This is a genomic window from Paenibacillus sp. ALE2 (assembly GCF_054113385.1).
In genome coordinates, this window is sequence record NZ_CM134213.1 from 2,614,434 (window position 1) to 2,635,000 (window position 20,567).

Genomic DNA, 20,567 nt, shown 5'->3' on the forward strand with positions numbered 1-20,567 from the left:
ATAGAATAAAAAATATATATAAATGTTAGGTAGCCCTTCTTAATAGCCTGGACACAAGTCCGAGCAAGAACACGAACAATGCGGTTCCAAGTATGGCTGGAATGACTGCAAAATCTCCGATGACTGGACCCCAGTCTCCTAGAATCATGGCACCGAGCCAAGCTCCTACAAAGCCAGCAATCATAGAGCCCGCAATGCCGCCAGGCATTTCATGACCAGCCAGTGCATCGCCAATCAATCCGATAATAATAGCCATTACAATACTTAGGACAATTCCCCACACAAGGATCGCCTCCTTTATCCTGAGTTCACACAACGATAATGTTTTTGATGAATGCTGAGCTTTCGTTATTTCTTCGCCTTGCTTACTTCGTATATAAACGTTGTGACCCTGAGTGAAACAAAAAACCATCTTAGAGCGCTTTATGGGCGGGGGAGAGAGGAAGGTTAGGAACCCCACAGACGCGCTCGCCAATAGACCACGGGAACGGTAAATACCAGCCAGATCATACCTGCAATATAGCCACCTACAATGTCGGTAGGAAAATGAACTCCTAAATATACACGGCTGAGGCCAATCAAGAGAATGAGCAATGCACCAAGAACACACGGAAGGAAGAATGTACGCTTATGAACCTTTCGTTCTATAGCCCAAATGGCAAATATCATTCCGTAAAATCCCATGGAAATCATCGCATGACCGCTGGGAAAACTGTAACCTCCTGCTTCCACCAAATGTTGAAGAGACGGGCGTTCCCGTTGTAAAAATTCTTTTATGATCGTATTTAGCACCCACATCGCCGTAAAGCTGCTTAGGACGGCAAAGGAATACGCTTTTGAGCGGAGATAGACCCAGCACAAGATTGCGGTACCGATTGCTATCAGTAATGATATGCGGAATGAGCCTAACGATGTAATGAATATAGCGACGGGGAGTAGTCGGTAATGAGCAGCAGCCGTGTTCGGAAAGACAATATCCTGAATGCGCTCATCCCAATATAGAAAAGGAGCTGTGCCAATCCATCTTATTGAATAGGCAATGAGAAGTAAGACGGCGATCATGATCATAGATGCAGACAGACTGCGACGCAAATAGCTTGGTAAGAATCGGAATCGTTGAGGTTCTTGGGATAGCATATGTAGTAAATCGCCTCCTTATGGCTGTGATAGATTCATTTTGTGTACTATTAACTTAACGAATAATGAACGGGAGAGCAAAACCAGACAGAGACAATAGGCTGATTGACGCATATAAGTGCGGGGTAAAGGGATCGTATTACAGCGTTTGTAATGCCAGGGCCGGAAGTGGATTAGGAATCACGAAGTAAGGGCTGCTTTACGGAACTGGAATCCATGGAGGTGTTAAGGATGATTAAAATAGTGACATCAGCAGAGAGACATACCTCAAATAAGGGATGGATTCATAGTGAATTTAGCTTTTCGTTTGCAGATTATGAAGATCCGAGCAATGCCCATTTTGGATGTATGCTAGCCCATAATGATAATGAGCTTAAACCGCAGCAAGGGTTCAAAAGACATCCGCATCATGATTTGGAAATCGTCACCTATGTAATTGAAGGGCTTCTGCATCATAGCGACAGCTTGGGCCACGAACAGGATCTGAAAAGCGGCTCGATTCAGGTTATGAGTGCAGGCACCGGGATTGAACATGAGGAGCGAAATCCTGGGGATGAAAAACCGGTTCGTTTTTTGCAAATGTGGTTTCTACCCGAGAGTCCTGGCCTTCAGCCTTCTTATCAGGTACAGAGATTCAAGCACAGTGAACGCCTAAATCGACTTCAGCCCGTAGTGTCTGGTTCAGAGGTGGAGGGAGCCCTATCGATTGCACAGGATATAAATCTGTATCTGAGCAGATTGGAAAAGGGACAGCAGCTTGAGTATCCGCAGCAAGAGGAGCGCCGCACTCACATTTATATTATTAGCGGTCATGTCGAAGTTACGTGTCAGGATGGGGAATTTCAGTTAAAACCTGGCGATGCTGCGCGAATTCAAAAAAGCTGTACATTAAAGATACTAGCTACAGGGAATGAGGAAGTATCTGAACTGGTATTAGTAGATTTGCCTTGAAGCTTCCATGGGTAAAGGAAGAAGTGGATGAAAATACGTATATGCATCGAAAAAATAAAGCTCGTATCCCTTGCGCGTCTGTTAAGACGACCGGAGATACGAGCTTTATTTGTGGTGACAAACTTAAAATAGCCAAGCTGTCTGTCCTACAAGCTGATTTACGAGGACTTACGCAATCTACCCAGTTCGGAGACAATGGCTTCAACCTCTGAAATGCTGAGGTTAGGCTTGCTGATTACCATATCGTAGACATCATGGATGTCCTCGTATTGCTCTAGCGAGAAAGCGGAAGCCTGCATAGCAGCACCACTCGCCATACGAAGCTTGGTTTTAATGCCCTCAATCATATACTCAATGTTGGCATGAGACGGTACAGACAAATCCATCGTTAATGTTCCATCCTTTCATAACAGGGGAAGTTGCCTGTATTGTATCATGTTTTTGTTGTAGAATGTACTGATAGCCAGATTACCGATATACAACTGAATGAAGGAGGATGGACAAAGTTGTCTTTGTATAATCGAGCTTCTACATCTGGTCGCTCGCCCTTAGAACCTAATGTAGAGAAAACAGATCGCGACGGACTCGCACCGTTTTTTCGAGAAATTCAACATCAGCATGCTATAGATAAGTTGACTTTTGTATGTATCGGTACAGATCGCTCGTCGGGTGACTCACTCGGGCCACTGGTAGGCACCATGCTCAAGGAGCAAGGCTTTCCGCATGTGATTGGCACCATGACGGAGCCTTGTGATGCGGATCATCTGGTTTCATACTTGGAGCGTATTCCCCAAGATCATCATGTGATCGCCATAGATGCTTGTCTTGGACAGCATGGCTCAACGGGAATGTTCCTTGTTGCCCGTGAACCGCTAACCCCTGCGCGATCGGTCGGGCTGTCTCTGCCGTCCATCGGGCATTATAGCGTGGCCGCGATTGTGAATGAGCGCAGTCCCAAACCCTACTGGACACTCCAGATGACGTCGCTTCATCTGGTCATGACGATGGCTGCATATATTGCAGATGCAGCGGCTTGTGAATTTGGTTTAAAAACAGCTTCGCAAGATTTTCCAGCGGGCTACCGTTTCAGATATTGATGGTCTGCTTAATAATATACATCAGCATGTTCTACTCACTAATATATTCAGAACCAATAGATTATATACAGAGAAGGAAGGGTTCCACATGGAAAAGGTATTATGCGAAGGAACGACGATCTGCTATGCCGAACAAGGAAAAGGAGATCCGATCATTCTGTTGCACGGATTTTGCGGAAGCTCCTCCTATTGGGATGAGGTTGTTCCCTTGCTATCCCCAAGCTATCGTTGTATTGTTCCAGACTTGCGTGGACACGGACGCAGCGATGCTCCACTCGGAGCCTATACGATTGATCAAATGGCAGACGATGTGCTTAAACTTCAGAAACAATTGGACATTCCTCAGGCTGCATGGTTTGGTCACTCCCTAGGAGGCTACTTAGCCCTTTCCGCGGCCCAGAGACATGCAGAGCGTCTTACAGCCTTTGGATTGATTCATTCGACGGCTTATGCAGATACGGACGAAGGTAAAGAAAAGCGGAACAAGGCTGTATCCACCATTCAAACGGAAGGAATTACAACCTTTGTAGATGGGCTCGTACCGGGGTTGTTTGCTCCTGAACATGTGGAGTCGATGCCAAACCAACTACTCAAAGTCAAAGAAATTGGCTACAAAACACCTCCACAAGGAGCCGTAGGAGCATCACTGGCTATGCGCGAGCGCCCGGACCGTCGGGATGTGCTGTCGGCTTCTGCATTGCCAGCTCTTTTAGTAGCAGGGGAGCAGGATCAGGCGGTTCCTCCAGCCCGGACGTTTACAACAGATCGGGCCGGAGTAACTCAGGTTACCCTACCGCAGTCTGGACATATGAGCTTGTTCGAAGCACCACAGTTATTAGCGAATGCCATCTTGTCATTTTTGGACCAGAACTTGAAAAAGTAGAGTAGGGTAAGTCTAAAAACCGGAACCTTCTGATGTGGTAACAGAAGAGATCCGGTTTTTTGCTGACTTGTTGCTTCATATCGGTTGATGTGTAAAATGCCTAAGTCATATTGTTTTTGTTCAAGGCAAACGCTGTCGGCAAACCGTCAATACTTTCTAAATTTTTTTCGTATGCATACTTTTTAAGTGCTTCTTCGCCCATCTGAATCGCTACGTCCTTCAGCTTTTCCCGTTCGCTCGTGTAAGTCATGAAGGGAACTGCAAAACCACATGAATGTTGCACCATATGAACATCTACAACAATGATTTGTCTTGCTCCAGGCAGTGGATTGAAGAGAGGATACAGCTCATTCCAACGCTTTGTGTTGGGCAACACGACTGTGCCAGTACCAAAGAGCCTTAATACACAGGGCTCGCCTTCAAATGCACAGAACATGATGGTTACCCGTCCGTTCTCTATAATGTGTGCGCTTGTCTCGTTGCCACTTCCCGACAAGTCGAGATAGGCTACCTTATGATCTGACAATATACGAAAAGAATTATATCCCTTGGGGGAAATATTCACATGTCCCGTCTCAGATACAGGTGCTGATCCTACAAAGAAAATATGCTGTCGCTGTATGAACTCCTTATATTCCGGTAGTATCGAACTAAATTGTTTTCCCATACTTCAACATCCTTCCTGTAATTAATGCACAATTTTGTTTCTTGTGAAAATAAATATTATGTTTTATTTTGTGATTTAATGCATTACAACGATTATTTTTGTTTCTTATGAAACAAAAATAACATGAGGCTAACGGAGAATCAATATCAAATTTTCGAATACTTGTATTTGAAGTTGATTACATGACCGGCTACAAAACATTGTGCTACCCAAATGTTACGTGTCATACGTGATTTTCTGAGTGCCGGATCATTGATGCTATAAATGATTTGTAATTGTACTAAATAGGATTACGCCATGATGGCGGCATTTGGCTTTTAGACAAGGATGTCTTACAATCAGAAGGGACAGGGTTGCTGGTTCTCTAGGCATCAGGATGAAAGGAAGGGAACGGCTTGCTTAGAAAAGATTATTTGCTTAGTATGATGGAAGAATTGACATCAGCAGTAGCATCAGTGCTCGGTCTGAGGCGTGAAAATAAACACGTCGAAGCGCTAAAACAGCTAGATGACCTACTCAACAAGCAGTTTCGCCTTCGTTCAGATTTGCTCAGACGATTGCCGCCAGAACAAATTATTGAGCTTTTCCGAATGGGCCCTGGGATGGAAGCGGATGAGCTTCAGCAAGTGGCTCGCATTCTGGAAGAAGAAGCTGTTATATACATGGAGACCAGCAGAATAGACGAGGGCATACGAATTTTAATGAAATCTCTTCATTTATATTTGTACAGCGATCTGAATGGCGCGAATCGTGATCTACAGGTCCTGCCTGAACGAATAGCGTGTATCGTACAACTGGTTCATGAATATGAGCTTTCTCCTGAAACCAGCAAGCTACTGGCTGTTCATTATGAGCGGGAAAACAGACTGGACCAAGCCGCCGATGTCTGGTTTGGATTGGCATGGGAGCAGCCAGAGCTGGGATCGGAAGCAGAGGCATTTTACAGTCAGTTACTGGATAAGACCGATGCAGAGCTAGAGCGGGGTGGAATTTCACGCCGGGAAATCATCGAGGGTTTGTCCGAGATCACCCAATTACATGAAAGAAAGTGAGATGTACCTTTTGGATTCACTGCGCGAACTTGTATACCAATTGACCACGGGAGGCTCCCTCATAACAGCAACGCTGAGTCAGCTGCGCAAACGTGAGGATGCTTCTTTTACTAAAGTGCAAATCAAACCTGTGGAATTGAAAAACAAACTGCATTACCAGTTTGCCTTTCATTACAGCAACAAAGTCATTCATGAAAATCTGACCCCTGATGAAGCTAATGAGCGCATGACTGCCTTGTTTGAGGACACATTCCGCCAAGGACTTCTATGTGCCAAGGATGCAGACTATCAGGTGCTGATCAGTAAAAAATATAAAGTATCCATTCTGACAAAGTCACCGAGCAAAAGTAAAGCCGATCTGTCTCATAATCGCAAAAAGCAATATGTGCTTGAGGAAGGAGAACGTATTCCTTTCCTGATTGAGCTGGGGATTATGAATGAGGACGGTAAGGTACTGGCCCGCAAATACGATAAATTCCGTCAAATCAACCGTTTTCTCGAAATGGTGCAGGATGTATTGCCCAGCCTTCCGGTAGGCCGCCCATTGACGATTGTGGATTTTGGCTGCGGCAAATCGTATTTGACCTTTGCCTTGTATCACTATTTGGCAGTACAGCAAAAACGACCTTTGCAGATTGTCGGTTTGGACTTAAAGGCAGATGTTATTGAAACCTGTAATGTTCTGGCGCAAAAGCTGCAATATCGACAGTTGGAGTTTCTGGTCGGAGATATCGCAGACTACAATGAACTGGAGCAGGTGGATATGGTCGTTACCTTGCATGCATGCGATACAGCAACAGATGCAGCGCTGGAAAAGGCTGTCCGCTGGGGAGCGTCTGTCATTTTATCAGTTCCGTGCTGCCAGCATGAGCTGTTTAGCCAACTGGAAAACCCGGTCTTGGAGCCTTTGCTCTCCCATGGCATTTTAAAGGAGCGTTTTTCTGCACTGGCAACGGATGGAATCCGGGCCAAGCTGCTGGATATGATGGGGTATCGGACACAGCTCTTGGAATTTATTGACATGGAGCACACACCTAAAAATATTCTGATTCGTGCTGTCAAAGGCCAAGCGGGAGAACGGTCCGTTCTGTGGCGTGAGTACACAGCATTTCGGGATTTTATACATGCTGATCCTTATTTGGAACGTGCTTGTGCGGATTTGCTTCCAGAAGGAGCGGGGCAGAAGCAGACACACAGCTAAGAATATAGTGAAAGTGGAGCCACTGCGGGGTGGCTCCACTTTTTTGTAGATTACAGTTCATGGTTGCTGTACGAAAACCTCTACCCGCCATAGGCACTTCTAAAAGCGGTGCACAAAACATCGCGATCCACCTTCCACAATGCCGCGAGCTCCTCGCTGACATCTTCGTCCCACCAGTCGCACAGTAGTTTGCGATTGCTATGGTTTTCCGCAATCCAGATGAGGTGGCCGACGACCTTGCGGCAATATAGCTCCTCGCCCTGCTTGACCAGATCAGGAGCAATGTGAACAGGCAGACGTTTGCAGGTTCGGTACAGCTCTTTGCAGCATGCGCGGCGGATCCCGCGAGCCGTGGGCAAACGGGATTGTGAATTGTCATGTTTGGGGAATTTGCCGGGAGGCATATTGTACCCCCTCCTCTCTCTCACAACTTATGCGGGCAGAGGAGCCGGGGTCACTGACCTCCCTATTTGAGCGAAGTGGCGGCGTGTTCTGTCGCTGTGATACACTAATGAAAATAGAGAAACAGGCAGGGAGTGGGAAGAAAAAATGGACCATATATCTAGTATCATTAATTATTTGTTTGAGATCATTCGTAGTCTTGGGTATTTTGGTATTATGCTAGGCTTGATGGTGGAGGTCATTCCAAGTGAAATTGTCCTCGCTTACGGCGGCTTTTTAGTGTCCTCAGGTCATATTAATTTTTTTGGCGCAGTCGTGTTCGGAACGATTGGCGGGGTGCTGGCCCAACTGTTCATTTACTGGATTGGACGCTATGGTGGCAGACCCGTATTAGATAAGTATGGGAAATACATACTCATTAAAAAAAGCCATGTCGACCACGCTGAAGCCTGGTTCAATAAATATGGCACGGGGGTCATTTTTACAGCTCGCTTTATCCCTGTTGTTCGTCACGCGATCTCAATCCCTGCCGGGTTGGCTCGAATGAACGTATGGCGCTTTATTATTTTGACGACGCTGGCGATTATACCTTGGTCTGTTTTGTTTATATATTTAGGTATGCTGCTGGGAGACAAGTGGGAGCAAATTGACGAAGTGGCAGCACCTTACATCAAACCCATTTTGCTAGTTGCTCTTGCGCTCTTGATCATTTATTTTGTTATCAAATGGATTGTAGCCAAAAACAAAAAAGGAAGTGTATAACATGAGCCGTACTAACGTATCGCAATATTTCGGCAAGGGCTTGAGTCCTGAACAATTTATGGAGGGCATGGAAAAGAACAAAGAAGCCTTCCGCTCCGGATACGATCAGTTTGTGTGGAGCAGCGAAGAGGATCGGGAGTTTTTTGAAAGCCTGAACCATCGTGATGATCTGCGTGTGCTTATATTGGCTGCCGACTGGTGTGGGGATGTAGTACGCAATGTGCCAGTTGTGTTCCGCGCGCTGGAGAATAGCGGTATTCCAACTGAAGTATTAATTTTGGAAAATCATCAGGCGCTGATGGACGACTTCCTGACGATGGGCGGACGTGCTGTGCCGATTGTGATTTTTGCGGATACTGGGGGCCACGTACTGGGTCACTGGGGACCACGTCCTGCACATGTCCAACAAATTATGATCGAATTCAAACGTGAAAATCCAGATCGGGAAGCCGATGACTATCAAGAAAAAATCGCAGTTGCTCGCAAAGAAATGGCTGCAAAATATGGGGAGGGAACCGAGGTTCATCCTGTGATTGTTCAGGAATTACGCGAGCTGATCTCGGGATTTTAACTTATGACCTTATCCATTCGCAGCTTTAATCTGGGTCCACTTCAAACGAATGCTTATTTGCTTCAAGGGGATGATCCACAGCGCGCCGTTATTATTGATCCAGGAATGAATCCGGGACCTTTGCTGAGAGCGATTGAATCCCTGACCATTGAAGCTATCCTGCTGACCCATGCCCATTTTGACCATATTGGAGGAGTGGAGGAGATTCGCAATGCGAAAGGATGCCCGGTGTATCTGCACGCCTTGGAGCAAGACTGGCTCACATCTCCTAAGCTGAATGGCTCCCTGATGTGGCCAGAGGCTTCTCCACCGATCTCGACAGGACCTGCCGAATATGATTTGGCGGAAGGACAGCAATTAAATCTAATCGGGCACACGTTCAAGGTGTTCCATACACCGGGGCATTCACCCGGAAGTGTTAGCTTCTTGTGTGGCAAAGATCTTTTCTCCGGGGATGTGCTATTCCGTCAGGGTGTCGGACGTACCGACCTGCCGGGGGGGCGGGAACGGGATTTGTACGATTCCATTCAGAATAAATTGTTTCCGCTTGGAGATGACGTTACGGTCTATTGTGGTCACGGACCCAAAACATCCATTGGTTATGAGAAAGTCAACAATCCGTATATCCGGTAAATTTGATAAACGTTAATTAATTGAGGCAAAATCAAAGAAGTGACAGGTTTTGCCTCAATTCGACAACAAAATATAAATTATGTATAGACAAAGGTTTTTATTTTTGTTAACATAAATTTATTGAAGTTACATACTAAACTCGCGAAGCACGCAAGCTGTGGATGAATCCCGGTTTGCGTTCTTTTTTTTGCCCATTAAGAGGATAAAGAGGCATGAAGCCGTCAGATCACAAGGGGGAGCAAGAATGAAAAGAAAACATATATATGAGGTACACCGTGAGAAAGAAGGTAGTTTCCGTCTTCCCAAAATAGTAGATATTGAAGATGTTGTGGTAGGTTCCGAACCGAAGATCATAACTTGGAAAAAGGTGAAACGGCAGGGCGGAACCCTTACGCAAAACTGGCATATACGGCTTAATGAGCATAGATTTGGACGTGGAGACGGTCGATTATGAAGATACATAGATGATATAGACAAGCTACCTTTTTTTTAGTAGACTTAGCAGATAAGTTCAGACAAACGGGGGGGCTAACGATGCATCATTTAGGAGCTAGAATTATGATCGTCGCGGATGCTTTTGAGCAGAATCTTCCTGTGGGCGAACATGGTTATATCATTGCTTACGACCGTAATGCGGACAATGCTTTTGACTATGTCATTCGCGTACCGAAGGTGAATCGCAATTTTTTCGTACCATCCGGGGACATTGAGCTGGAAGAAAGTATTCTCAAGCTGGAAGCCGAGCGGATTGAGCGTGAAGCGCTGATAGATTACGCCCTTGCTACTCATAATGAGAAGCTGTTCAGACATGTGATGAACGGTGGTCATGATTCAGTAGAGACTGAGGAAGAAGAAACCGCGGCAGAATTGTTGTCACAGGCTGATTTTATTAAACAAGTTAATTTGCGTGCTTGGATATAGGACCGGCTGTTGCCGACTCTTTTTAACAATATATAATGGGCACGATTTCAGCTGCTATAGTTTTCTTGAAAGAGCACCGAGAGGTGCTTTTTTTATATTCTTTTAGTAACATTTACCTCATTGATGTACAGTCTGCTTCTGTACCGCGTCAAAGATTGAATTGTATAGGGTTCTATCCTATAATTAAAAACGTTATTTCAAAGTTCGGTGTAACATTTTTGATACCAGGATTTTGCAAAATCCGATTCCAGTCGCTTATTGGATTTTTATATATACATGAGGAGGGTTTTGAATGAACATTTCCAAGGAAGATGTCCGTCACGTAGCCAGGCTGTCCCGATTGAATTTGACCGAGACTGAGGAAGAAACTATGACAGGGCAATTAAACGCCATTCTCCATTATGCGGAGAAGCTGAATGAGCTGGATACGGAGCAGGTAAAACCGACCACTCATGTGCTGCACGTCAGCAATGTCATGCGAGACGACGAAGTTCGCGAAAGTTTGACGCATGAGCAAGTGATGCGTAATGCACCTGAAGAAGAAGATGGACAGTTTAAAGTTCCTGCTGTTCTGGAATAGATTTCACATTTGAAAGGAGGATGCAAATTGAGCTTGTTTAATAACACATTGCCGGAAATACATAACAAGCTGCATCAAAAGGAAATTTCCGTGAGTGATCTAGTGGGGCACGCTCTGGAGACAATTGATGCGCGGGAAGAGAAGATCAGGGCCTATATTACTGTCGACGAGGAACGGGCTCGGGCATCCGCACGTCAGCTGGATGATCAGCTGGTTTCGGGAGAGGAACGAGGGTTGTTGTTTGGTCTGCCGGTCGGTATTAAGGATAATATCGTGACGGAAGGGCTGCGCACAACATGTGGCAGTCAGTTTTTGAAAAATTTTGATCCTGTTTACGATGCCACAGTTGTCGGTAAGTTACGCGCAGCACAAACGGTAACACTGGGTAAAATGAACATGGACGAATTCGCCATGGGTGGTTCGAACGAGAACTCCAGCTTTTTCCCTGCACGTAATCCTTGGGATTTAGAACGTGTTCCCGGCGGTTCCAGTGGCGGCTCGGCTGCAGCTGTTGCGGCAGGTGAAGCTTATTTCACGCTCGGTTCCGATACAGGTGGCTCCATTCGCCAGCCCGCTTCTTATTGCGGCGTAGTTGGCTTAAAACCAACCTATGGTCTGGTATCCCGTTTTGGACTGGTGGCTTTTGCTTCGTCTTTAGACCAAATCGGTCCGATTACAAAAAATGTTCAGGATTCAGCCTATGTCCTGCAAGCCATTGCAGGTTATGACCAGAAGGACTCCACTTCTGCGAAGGTAGACATTCCTGATTATTTGAACGCTTTAACCGGAGATGTGAAGGGACTTCGTATCGCTGTGCCTAAAGAGTATCTTGGTGAAGGCGTAGATCCACAGGTCAAGGAAAAGGTGCTTGATGCACTGAAAACACTGGAAGGATTGGGCGCTGTATGGGAAGAGGTATCTCTTCCGCACACGGAATATGCAGTTGCGACGTACTACCTACTGGCTTCATCTGAAGCATCGTCCAATCTGGCCCGCTTTGACGGCGTGCGCTATGGTGTACGCGCTGACAATCCGGATAACCTGCTCGATCTGTACCATCAGTCCCGTACGCAAGGGTTTGGTCCTGAGGTGAAGCGTCGGATTATGCTCGGTACCTATGCACTCAGCTCCGGGTACTACGATGCTTATTATTTGAAAGCTCAAAAAGTGCGCACACTGATCAAACAGGATTTTGATCGTGTATTTGAACAATATGATGTGATTATCGGGCCTACTGCACCAACTACCGCGTTCAAAATCGGTTCCCAAGTAGACGACCCATTGACAATGTATTTGAACGATATTTTGACGATTCCAGTGAGTTTGGCTGGCGTGCCGGCGATCAGTATTCCTTGTGGTCTTGCAGATGGAATGCCAGTCGGACTACAAATTATCGGGAAAGCCTTTGACGAGTCTTCTGTACTGCGCGTAGCGCATGCATTCGAACAAAATACTGAATTTCACAAGCAGCGTCCGCAGCTGTAATTTGCCAAAAAGGAGGGAACCTATTCATGTCTACAACTACATCGAAGTATGAGACGGTCATTGGACTTGAAGTCCATGTGGAATTGCATACGAAGTCCAAAATATTTTGTGGATGCTCGACATCCTTCGGAGCACCGCCAAACTCTCATACATGTCCGGTCTGTCTAGGACATCCGGGGGTATTGCCGGTATTGAACCGTCAAGCCGTTGATTATGCGATGAAAGCGGCAATGGCGCTCAATTGCACCATCGCTGATGTCAGCAAATTTGACCGCAAAAACTATTTCTACCCTGATTCACCGAAGGCTTACCAAATTTCGCAATATGACCAACCGATCGGTGAGCATGGCTGGATTGATATTGAAGTGAACGGTGAAACCAAGCGTATCGGCATTACGCGGTTGCATCTGGAAGAGGACGCGGGGAAATTAACCCACGTTGATGGTGGCTATGCGTCTTTGGTTGATTTTAACCGGGTCGGCACACCGTTGGTTGAAATCGTTTCGGAGCCGGATATATCTTCGCCAGAAGAAGCCAAGGCTTATCTGGAAAAAATACGTGCCATTATGCAGTATTGTGACGTATCCGATGTGAAGATGGAGGAAGGCTCGCTTCGTTGCGATGCGAATATCAGTCTTCGTCCGCATGGACAAAAAGAGCTGGGGACCAAAGCGGAACTGAAAAACATGAACTCCTTCCGTGGCGTACAGCGCGGACTGGAATATGAGCAGTTCCGGCAAGAACAGACGCTGGACGAAGGTGGAACGATCGTACAGGAAACACGTCGCTGGGATGAGGCACAGGGTAAAACCCTGTCCATGCGTGGTAAGGAGCAGGCGCACGACTATCGTTATTTCCCAGACCCGGATCTCGTTACACTGCATATTGATGAGGAGTGGAAAGAGCGTATCCGTGCTTCGATTCCTGAATTACCCGACCAGCGTAAAGCACGTTACACTTCGGAATATGGATTACCTGAGTATGATGCACAGGTAATTACGTCCTCCAAGCCATTGGCTGATTTGTTCGAGGATAGTCTTCAGTACACCAAGGATGCCAAAGCCGTATCCAACTGGATTATGGGGGATTTACTCGGCTATTTGAACAGTGTCAATGTAGAATTGTCGCAGGTTAAATTGACAGGTCGGGGCTTGGGTGAAATGATCGGACTACTGGAGAAGGGTACAATCAATAGTAAAATTGCCAAAACGGTCTTCAAGGAAATGCTGGAAAGTGATAAACTGCCACAGCAAATTGTTGAAGAAAAAGGGCTTGTGCAAATCAGTGATGAAGGTGCAATTCTGACAATTGTCGAACAAGTTGTAGCAGCCAACCCGCAATCGGTCGAGGATTACAAAGCTGGCAAGCAAAAGGCCATCGGCTTCTTGGTCGGTCAAGTGATGAAGGAGAGCAAGGGCAAAGCTAATCCTGGCCTCGCTAATAAGTTGCTGACAGAAGTGTTGAACCGTTAATGGCATAGTTATGACAGGGGCTTGTCTTTTAGGGACAGGCCCCTTTTGCATAGGTGCAAAGACACGAATGGGGCATCAAACACGTATTAGAAGCGTGATGACATATGATGAGTTTCCTTAGGAGGGCAAACAGCATGGTTACCCTATGTTCATTGGAAGATGATAATATTGTCAGTCAGATATGGCGTCTTCAGCTTGTCGCTTATAGACTGGAAGCTGAACTGATTGGATTTGATGAGATTCCTCCACTGATGGATACATTGGAGACGCTGAGAAGCTGCGGGGAGTCTTTTTATGGGTGGCTGGAGGATGATGAACTGCTAGGAGCACTAGCTGTGCAGTCTGAGTCATCTGGTTCGCTTACCCTTACACGTATGATGGTTCATCCAGATCATTTTCGCAAAGGGATTGCGGACTCCTTAATGAAGCATGTTTTGAATGAATATCGGAATGTTCCCCTGTTTATCGTCACCACTGGAACTTTAAACACTCCTGCGGTGACGCTTTATCAAAAACATGGTTTTCGTCCTGTTTCCGCAGCAGAAGTGGCCCCAGGCGTGGAATTAACCACCTACCATTTGCATAACGTGGAATAATACTCACAAACCGCGTGCCCGGACAGGGAAGCACGACATAACCGGGAGGAGAGACTCGAATGAATAATCCGTGGATTATAGATGATTCACATATCATTTTACGGCTATTACTGTCCATGCTTCTCGGTGGATTCATTGGCTTTGAGCGAGAACGTTCCAATCATGCTGCTGGTTTACGGACTCACATTATGGTCAGTCTTGGATCGGCGCTGATTATGCTACTCTCCATTTACGGCTTTGCTGATTTTATTAAAGAAGCTAATGTGCGTATAGATCCAGCTCGTTTGGCTACGGCGGTGATTACTGGCGTAGGCTTTTTGGGCGCAGGTACGATTATGTTCACAGGTAAATCCATTACTGGACTCACAACGGCGGCTTCCATTTGGGTCGTAGCTGCCATTGGCCTTGGGGTCGGAGCAGGCTTCTATTTACCCTCTATAGCGGCAACTGTGCTCGTATTTTTAAATTTATGGGTGTTCAACAAATTAGAACTTCGGTATATGCGTGGACGCAAGCCTCATCTTATTACACTGTACGGATTGTCCTCTCACGGATTGCTCGATCAAATTTCGACTTATTTAGAGCAGGAAAAAGTGGAAATACGTAAAATCATGATTAAAGAACATGAAAATGTTCCATTTCATGAATTGCACCCGGATCGTCAGAGTATGGAGGTTTCCCTGGAGGTGCTGGCCCGACATGACTTTAATCCGGTGCGTATTGCAGCTGATTTACGACAATGGGAAGATATAGCTGCCGTCTCCGTTGAGTGATCATAACCCTTTTTTTTACAGTTACTATCAAATCTGATTGGGGTACTATGTAACCATCAAAGTATTTTACAGCGGAGCTACGTATGGAATTCAAAGGGGAGGATGGCATGAACTCGGAACAACCGTTACCGTCGGGAGAGTCCGGACAGGCTGAACAGCCACATGGACAGAAACAGCGGGAACGTCTGCAATACGCTAAATTTCGCAAAGTAATTGCCATTATCATGGCAGCACTGATACCTGGAATGGGACATCTTTTTTTAGGACTATTTATTAGGGGGCTTACATTTATTGTATTGCTCCTGCTAGATATTTTTGCGATGCTGTATGTTTCCTCCGATGGATTGAGGATTAACATCCCATTACTAATTTTGCTTGGCTTGTTCATACCCGTTTTATATTTTTATAATGTATATGATGTCTTACAGTCAGCAGATTACATGGTTCGTTATCGGCGCAAGCCAGATCAATATGCACGAATGGATGCTAGAGGTCAGCAAAGTAGTCCATTTTATGCGTGGGAAAGAGGCTTTGCTTTTGCTGTGCTATTGGTGGCAGGCGGTGGACTTATGATTCTGTTCCGTATGAAACCTCGCTGGTTAAGCATTTTCTTCGAAGATTATGGGTTCCTGACGCTGGCCATTATATTAATGATAATCGGTTTATTTCTTTTTCTAAGGGAAGCCTTTCTATCCTTTAAACGTAAAAAGTTGAAAGAAAGAGGGTGAAGCAGGCGTGCACCGCAAAATAAGAGTCGGCCGCTACACCTCTTCGCTTCTGTTGATGGCTGTAGGCATTTTGCTGATTGTAGATGTGCTTCAGAACACGGAATATATGCTCCAGCTCCTTGTGTGGTGGCCTGTAATCTTTGTGCTTTGGGGTCTGGAGTATCTGATTTTTTTTGGCGTGTATTATCGCAAAGAGGGCAAGCCTGACAACGGACGACGTTTCAGACCTGACTTAAAGGGGATTCTGTCCGCTTTGGTAGTGGCTGCTTCGGTTTTTATCGTGACCCAGCAAAACCATTATATGTACCTGTGGAACCGGGTTAGTCTCAATCTGACATCGGCTTCTATGGATTTTAGCCAGGCTAAAGAGAATCGGTATGATATGGGCGGTGTGCTGGTACCTGTAACTATGCAGACATCCGATTTAGTAGTTGATTCAGTGAATGGGGATATAACACTGATCAGAAGGCCGGTGTCCAATATTGAGGTACGCGGGACTCTATGGGTGGATCAAGCGCCTGCTGCCGAAGCGGACAAGATTGCTCAAGCTTCTTCACTGACTTCTACCGATGGCAAGACCATCCAGATTCGTCCGGAGGTACAGTCATACGGAGCATCAAGTAAACGTCAGCCTCGAATGAACATGTTGATCACCGTGCCAGAGGATCGGCGCTTCAATATGCAGATTAGAACCTCCAACGGGAATATTACCTTGAATGGAGTAGACGCTATCGACAGCATCCGGCTTGAGAGTGGTAATGGGAATCTCACAGTTAATGACGCTATCGGCAATGTCAAAGGAGGCACCCTGAACGGTCAGATTAGATTGCATCGGATTTCCGGAGATGTGGATGTACGCACGAATCGTGGCGATATGCAGGCAGGGGATATTGAAGGGGCCTTGTCACTCCACACTATGGTAGGTGACATTCAGGTCGCTCGTTCGGAAGGGGATATTACCGTTGATACTCAAAATGGTGACATGAATGTGCTGAATTCTACAGCCAAGCTGAATGCAAATTCGCTTAATGGCGCTATCAAAGTGCATAGCGAGAGGGTAGGTGGAGATTGGAAAATATACAGTGCTGTCGGTGATATCGTATTGGATCTTCCATCAAATGGAGATTTCCAGTTAGAGGGTTCAAGCAGTTATGGTAATCTTCAGTCTGATTTTCCATTTAAGATAGACAGTAAAAGCATTTCAGGTCAAAACGGGGATGGCAAATATGTGATTAACGTAGAGGGTAACAGCAATTTAACCATTAAAAAGTTACTGATGCCGTCGTTACCCGACTTGGATGATTCTGGAGGATCGACTGCGCCCGATGCAACTGGAAGTTCTCCGGGTGAACCTGAAGTTCCTGCGACCGATACTTCTGTACGGACATCCGGCGACAATACGGCGCGTTGACAAGATTCTTGAGTAGACCGTACAATGTGAGTAGCTTTAGAAGTGAATTGTAAATAGATGCGTGGTAATTGATAGGATTGCAAGTAAGGGATAAGGCGGTGGACATATATGGCAGCACGCGTCCAGCATGCTTTGGAACTTCTGAAGAAGACAGGTGTACGCATAACACCCCAGCGCCATGCCATATTAAACTATTTAATGGAATCTATGGGGCATCCGACTGCAGATGAAATATATCGTGCGCTTGAGTCCAAGTTTCCAAGTATGAGTGTGGCTACGGTTTATAATAACTTAAAGATGTTTATAGAAGCGGGTATGGTACATGAGTTGACCTATGGAGATAACGCCAGTCGTTATGATGCCAATATTTCGGAGCACTATCACATCATTTGTGAAAAATGCGGAAAGATTGAAGATTTCAGTTATCCGTATTTGGCAGATGTGGAACGCCATGCCGCGTTGGAAACAGGCTTCGAGGTGCATGGACATCGTATGGAGTTACACGGAGTATGCAAAGCTTGTAGTAACAAACAATCGTAGCGAAACAAGGGATAAAAGTTTTTAGTGCGGTATGTATATATTGTAATGGATTGGAAACGTGAGGAATTCCCCATAAGTGGGGATTTACCGCGTTTTTTTGTTTAAATCACTTTGTTTTTTGTCTCAGGTAATCTGTTTAAAGTTACAAAATACAGAAATCAAAATTTCTTACAATGGAGGTTCAATATTGGCCAGAAATCATTCCAGACGCCGCCGTAAACGTTCTCGATTCAAAGGAGCGGCAAGCCTGCTATTATTCGCAGCGATTATATGCGCAATTACTGTCGTATGGTATGGTAATCCTCTTCACGAGAAACCCGATTGGCAGGGGAGTGTCCGACCTATTTTTATGAAGGGCAAGTTGACCGGATATGAAGCTCAAAGCTCCGGCAAGAACATGCTGATGCCGCTTAAATTGATACAAGGTCAAATTGACCCTACCATTCGTTATGAGGATGACAGCCAAACCGTCATTATGGCAACGAGACAAAGCTTGCTCCATATGAATGTTTCAAAGACACAAGGCGAACTGAATGGTAAAACATATGCACTTAGCGCCGCCCCTCAGATAATCAGTGGAGAGGTGTATATCCCCATTGAGGCTGTACGTGAAGTATATGGTATATCCATCCACGAAGACCCTGTAACAGGGGCTGTCATTCTGATGAAAGCCGGAGAGAAAGTCAGGCTAGGTAGTGTAGAAAAGAAAGATGGGCAACAGGATGCTAGAATTGCTTTACGCAAAGAAGCCTCTAGTCTATCTTTTATTTTGGCAGATGTATCACAGCAGACGAAAGTACGCATCTGGTCTCAACAGGGCGATTGGTATTTTGTGCAGTTAGACAATGGTTATGCAGGATACATGAAGTCAGACTGTATCTCTGAAGGAGAAGAACTTGTGATACCTTCGGTTAAGGACGATTTGTCAATCTCGGAGAAGCATTGGCAGGGTAAACCTGTGAATCTCGCTTGGGAAGCCGTCTATAATCGTAAGCCTGATCCTTCCAAATTTGACCCTATGCCTGGAGTAAATGTGGTGAGCCCTACATGGTTCAGCGTCGTTGATCATGAGGGTACTGTAGAAAGCAAGGCGGACCCGGCATATGTCAGCTGGGCACATCGTAAGGGCATGGAGGTATGGGGCTTGTTGAGCAACAGCTTTAACCCCGAAATAACAACAGAGGCACTATCTACCTTTGAACGTCGAAAATCGATTGTAGATCAGATGATCTCACTTGCCCAAGAAAATGATCTGGATGGTATTAATATTGACTTTGAAAATGTCCATACGAAGGATGGCCCCAATGTCACCCAATTTTTGCGGGAACTTAAACCGATGGCCCGGGAACATGATTTGATACTGTCCATTGATGTTACGCCTAAATCTCAAAGTGAGATGTGGTCTGTTTTCTTGGATCGAAAGGCATTGGGTGCTATAACAGATTATCTCATGGTAATGGCGTATGATGAGCATTGGGCGGCTAGTCCAAAAGCTGGTTCCGTCGCCTCATTACCATGGACAGAAGCATCAATTCAGCGGATTATTCAGGAAGACGAAGTGCCGCCTCAAAAAGTGGTTTTAGGTATTCCGTTATATACCCGCGTTTGGTCCGAGACTCCCAAAGAAGGGAAGATTAAGGTCACCTCCAAATCAATTGGTATGGAGTCAGCAGCAGATATCGTAGCCCAATTTAAGTTGAAGCCCAAATTTAGAGCTTCTGAAGGTCAGAATTATGTCGAATATACCGAAGACGGTGTGGTCAAAAAGATTTGGCTAGAGGATCAGATATCCCTGAAGGCAAGAGTAGAACTTGCCAAATCACTGAACCTGGGCGGAATTGGTGTGTGGAGTCGGAGCTTTGCAGATGAAGACGCTTGGATAACACTGAAAGAAATAATTAAATAAGATAAAAAATTATACAATTGAAGAAGGAAGTCTCTTATTTATGTAGAAATGATCACATGTATCCAAATATCCAATTTAGCGGTTATAGCCGCCTTGCAGGTATGGAGGGTGAAGTGCAGCTAACCAAATTAAACCTGATGCATGATGAATTGTTGCAGGAAGATTCAATAGGTGTTATTTCGTACAGAAAGCCGGGAGAATATTTTCACGGTTCGATGTTGTATGACTTTGATGAACTCATTCTAATTATTGGAGAAGGCCGGGAGCCAGTTCAATCTATACAACACTTATTTATTAATGGATTAAAATGCCAAGTGTTGTACACAACGCTTAGTTGTCTGAAGGGTTGGATTATCGCAGGTGAACAAGCCAACATTATAGATTATGTGCTAGAAGGTCGTATGGTCTGGGAACGGGATGACAGGGTACGTCTTTTAAGACAGGAAATTATTGAATTTAACGATCCACTGCGGGAGCAGAAGCGATTTCATGAGTTCTCCCGCTTTCTGGTCAATTACGTTCAGGGTAAGAAAGCAGTGCGAGAAGGGCGGATCATTGACGCTTATCAAAGTGTTCTGAAGGCACTGGATCATTGGGCTTCTATTGAACTCATTGAACGTGGGATTTATCCAAAGGTTCACTTATGGGTTCAGATGCAGCCGCTGGATCGAACAATTGAGAAGCTGTATAACGAGCTCACATTAAGTACGGAGACTCTGGAGCAACGGGTTGAACTGGTACTGCTTGCTTGTGAATTTTCAGTCATGTCGAAAATGGAGGAGTGCTCCTCTCCGCTATT

General features: G+C 45.5%; 25 protein-coding genes (1 of these 25 only partly in view). 20 read left to right on the forward strand and 5 right to left on the reverse strand.

Annotated features, from left to right (window positions below; genetic code table 11):
- Nucleotides 1-25 precede the first annotated feature (25 nt).
- Entirely contained in the window at nucleotides 26-283 is a 258-nt protein-coding gene (locus ACXHJ1_RS11230; RefSeq protein ID WP_016820274.1) for a GlsB/YeaQ/YmgE family stress response membrane protein, read from the reverse strand.
- 164 nt (nucleotides 284-447) lie between these two features.
- The gene (locus ACXHJ1_RS11235) at nucleotides 448-1,137 is read right to left on the reverse strand and encodes a phosphatase PAP2 family protein (RefSeq protein WP_457906075.1); all 690 of its coding nucleotides are present in this window, start codon (nucleotides 1,135-1,137) and stop codon (nucleotides 448-450) included.
- A 231-nt stretch (nucleotides 1,138-1,368) separates the two neighbouring features.
- Between ACXHJ1_RS11235 and ACXHJ1_RS11240 the strand changes: the two genes are divergently transcribed.
- Nucleotides 1,369-2,088 (forward strand): pirin family protein, encoded by a 720-nt coding sequence (locus tag ACXHJ1_RS11240; RefSeq protein WP_031462229.1) that lies wholly within the window; start codon nucleotides 1,369-1,371, stop codon nucleotides 2,086-2,088.
- A gap of 158 nt (nucleotides 2,089-2,246) precedes the next feature.
- Here the strand turns inward: ACXHJ1_RS11240 and ACXHJ1_RS11245 are convergent, their stop codons facing one another.
- Entirely contained in the window at nucleotides 2,247-2,474 is a 228-nt protein-coding gene (locus ACXHJ1_RS11245) for a DUF1128 domain-containing protein (protein WP_013373034.1), read from the reverse strand.
- 120 nt (nucleotides 2,475-2,594) lie between these two features.
- Here ACXHJ1_RS11245 and yyaC point away from each other — a divergent pair, with 120 nt between their 5' ends.
- Both yyaC and ACXHJ1_RS11255 read left to right on the forward strand, forming a co-directional pair.
- The gene (gene yyaC / locus ACXHJ1_RS11250) at nucleotides 2,595-3,185 is read left to right on the forward strand and encodes a spore protease YyaC (protein WP_457906076.1); all 591 of its coding nucleotides are present in this window, start codon (nucleotides 2,595-2,597) and stop codon (nucleotides 3,183-3,185) included.
- Between the two features lie 88 nt (nucleotides 3,186-3,273).
- The gene (locus ACXHJ1_RS11255; RefSeq protein ID WP_457906077.1) at nucleotides 3,274-4,068 is read left to right on the forward strand and encodes an alpha/beta fold hydrolase; all 795 of its coding nucleotides are present in this window, start codon (nucleotides 3,274-3,276) and stop codon (nucleotides 4,066-4,068) included.
- Nucleotides 4,069-4,168: 100 nt separating this feature from the next.
- Here the strand turns inward: ACXHJ1_RS11255 and ACXHJ1_RS11260 are convergent, their stop codons facing one another.
- The gene (locus ACXHJ1_RS11260) at nucleotides 4,169-4,735 is read right to left on the reverse strand and encodes a pyridoxamine 5'-phosphate oxidase family protein (RefSeq protein WP_016820269.1); all 567 of its coding nucleotides are present in this window, start codon (nucleotides 4,733-4,735) and stop codon (nucleotides 4,169-4,171) included.
- Between the two features lie 395 nt (nucleotides 4,736-5,130).
- Here ACXHJ1_RS11260 and ACXHJ1_RS11265 point away from each other — a divergent pair, with 395 nt between their 5' ends.
- Both ACXHJ1_RS11265 and ACXHJ1_RS11270 read left to right on the forward strand, forming a co-directional pair.
- Nucleotides 5,131-5,787 (forward strand): DUF6483 family protein, encoded by a 657-nt coding sequence (locus ACXHJ1_RS11265; protein ID WP_016820268.1) that lies wholly within the window; start codon nucleotides 5,131-5,133, stop codon nucleotides 5,785-5,787.
- Nucleotides 5,774-6,988: a class I SAM-dependent methyltransferase gene (locus tag ACXHJ1_RS11270; RefSeq protein WP_019688593.1), complete on the forward strand. Its 1,215-nt coding sequence runs from the start codon at nucleotides 5,774-5,776 to the stop codon at nucleotides 6,986-6,988. The genes ACXHJ1_RS11265 and ACXHJ1_RS11270 overlap by 14 nt, the downstream gene beginning before the upstream one ends.
- Before the next feature lie 80 nt (nucleotides 6,989-7,068).
- Here ACXHJ1_RS11270 and ACXHJ1_RS11275 read toward each other — a convergent pair whose 3' ends face one another.
- A complete protein-coding gene (locus ACXHJ1_RS11275; RefSeq protein WP_017425943.1) occupies nucleotides 7,069-7,392 on the reverse strand; it encodes a hypothetical protein in 324 nt (107 codons plus the stop codon).
- A gap of 145 nt (nucleotides 7,393-7,537) precedes the next feature.
- Between ACXHJ1_RS11275 and ACXHJ1_RS11280 the strand changes: the two genes are divergently transcribed.
- The 15 genes from ACXHJ1_RS11280 to ACXHJ1_RS11350 all read left to right on the forward strand — a co-directional run.
- Nucleotides 7,538-8,152: a DedA family protein gene (locus tag ACXHJ1_RS11280; RefSeq protein ID WP_013373027.1), complete on the forward strand. Its 615-nt coding sequence runs from the start codon at nucleotides 7,538-7,540 to the stop codon at nucleotides 8,150-8,152.
- A 1-nt stretch (nucleotide 8,153) separates the two neighbouring features.
- Nucleotides 8,154-8,723: a thioredoxin family protein gene (locus tag ACXHJ1_RS11285; RefSeq protein WP_017425942.1), complete on the forward strand. Its 570-nt coding sequence runs from the start codon at nucleotides 8,154-8,156 to the stop codon at nucleotides 8,721-8,723.
- A gap of 3 nt (nucleotides 8,724-8,726) precedes the next feature.
- Entirely contained in the window at nucleotides 8,727-9,356 is a 630-nt protein-coding gene (locus tag ACXHJ1_RS11290; RefSeq protein ID WP_457906078.1) for an MBL fold metallo-hydrolase, read from the forward strand.
- A 244-nt stretch (nucleotides 9,357-9,600) separates the two neighbouring features.
- Entirely contained in the window at nucleotides 9,601-9,810 is a 210-nt protein-coding gene (locus ACXHJ1_RS11295) for a hypothetical protein (RefSeq protein WP_016820262.1), read from the forward strand.
- 80 nt (nucleotides 9,811-9,890) lie between these two features.
- A complete protein-coding gene (locus tag ACXHJ1_RS11300; RefSeq protein WP_016324719.1) occupies nucleotides 9,891-10,277 on the forward strand; it encodes a hypothetical protein in 387 nt (128 codons plus the stop codon).
- 292 nt (nucleotides 10,278-10,569) lie between these two features.
- Complete coding sequence (gene gatC, locus ACXHJ1_RS11305) at nucleotides 10,570-10,857, forward strand: Asp-tRNA(Asn)/Glu-tRNA(Gln) amidotransferase subunit GatC (protein ID WP_016820261.1); 288 nt, start codon at nucleotides 10,570-10,572, stop codon at nucleotides 10,855-10,857.
- 27 nt (nucleotides 10,858-10,884) lie between these two features.
- The gene (gene gatA / locus ACXHJ1_RS11310; RefSeq protein ID WP_039276213.1) at nucleotides 10,885-12,342 is read left to right on the forward strand and encodes an Asp-tRNA(Asn)/Glu-tRNA(Gln) amidotransferase subunit GatA; all 1,458 of its coding nucleotides are present in this window, start codon (nucleotides 10,885-10,887) and stop codon (nucleotides 12,340-12,342) included.
- 26 nt (nucleotides 12,343-12,368) lie between these two features.
- The gene (gene gatB, locus ACXHJ1_RS11315) at nucleotides 12,369-13,814 is read left to right on the forward strand and encodes an Asp-tRNA(Asn)/Glu-tRNA(Gln) amidotransferase subunit GatB (RefSeq protein ID WP_457906079.1); all 1,446 of its coding nucleotides are present in this window, start codon (nucleotides 12,369-12,371) and stop codon (nucleotides 13,812-13,814) included.
- 134 nt (nucleotides 13,815-13,948) lie between these two features.
- Entirely contained in the window at nucleotides 13,949-14,410 is a 462-nt protein-coding gene (locus tag ACXHJ1_RS11320; RefSeq protein WP_457906080.1) for a GNAT family N-acetyltransferase, read from the forward strand.
- A gap of 59 nt (nucleotides 14,411-14,469) precedes the next feature.
- Complete coding sequence (locus tag ACXHJ1_RS11325; protein ID WP_016820257.1) at nucleotides 14,470-15,183, forward strand: MgtC/SapB family protein; 714 nt, start codon at nucleotides 14,470-14,472, stop codon at nucleotides 15,181-15,183.
- 83 nt (nucleotides 15,184-15,266) lie between these two features.
- Nucleotides 15,267-15,911 (forward strand): hypothetical protein, encoded by a 645-nt coding sequence (locus tag ACXHJ1_RS11330; protein ID WP_151255515.1) that lies wholly within the window; start codon nucleotides 15,267-15,269, stop codon nucleotides 15,909-15,911.
- Between the two features lie 7 nt (nucleotides 15,912-15,918).
- Entirely contained in the window at nucleotides 15,919-17,322 is a 1,404-nt protein-coding gene (locus ACXHJ1_RS11335) for a DUF4097 family beta strand repeat-containing protein (RefSeq protein WP_264217692.1), read from the forward strand.
- Nucleotides 17,323-17,430: 108 nt separating this feature from the next.
- Nucleotides 17,431-17,862 (forward strand): Fur family transcriptional regulator, encoded by a 432-nt coding sequence (locus ACXHJ1_RS11340; protein ID WP_013373015.1) that lies wholly within the window; start codon nucleotides 17,431-17,433, stop codon nucleotides 17,860-17,862.
- A 187-nt stretch (nucleotides 17,863-18,049) separates the two neighbouring features.
- The gene (locus ACXHJ1_RS11345; protein ID WP_457906081.1) at nucleotides 18,050-19,768 is read left to right on the forward strand and encodes a glycosyl hydrolase family 18 protein; all 1,719 of its coding nucleotides are present in this window, start codon (nucleotides 18,050-18,052) and stop codon (nucleotides 19,766-19,768) included.
- A gap of 56 nt (nucleotides 19,769-19,824) precedes the next feature.
- On the forward strand, nucleotides 19,825-20,567 hold the 5' portion of the coding sequence (locus ACXHJ1_RS11350) for a nucleotidyltransferase-like protein (protein WP_052132615.1). The gene runs 193 nt beyond the window's last position; 743 of the gene's 936 nt are visible here — the first part of the coding sequence; it begins with the start codon at nucleotides 19,825-19,827; its stop codon lies off the right edge, out of view.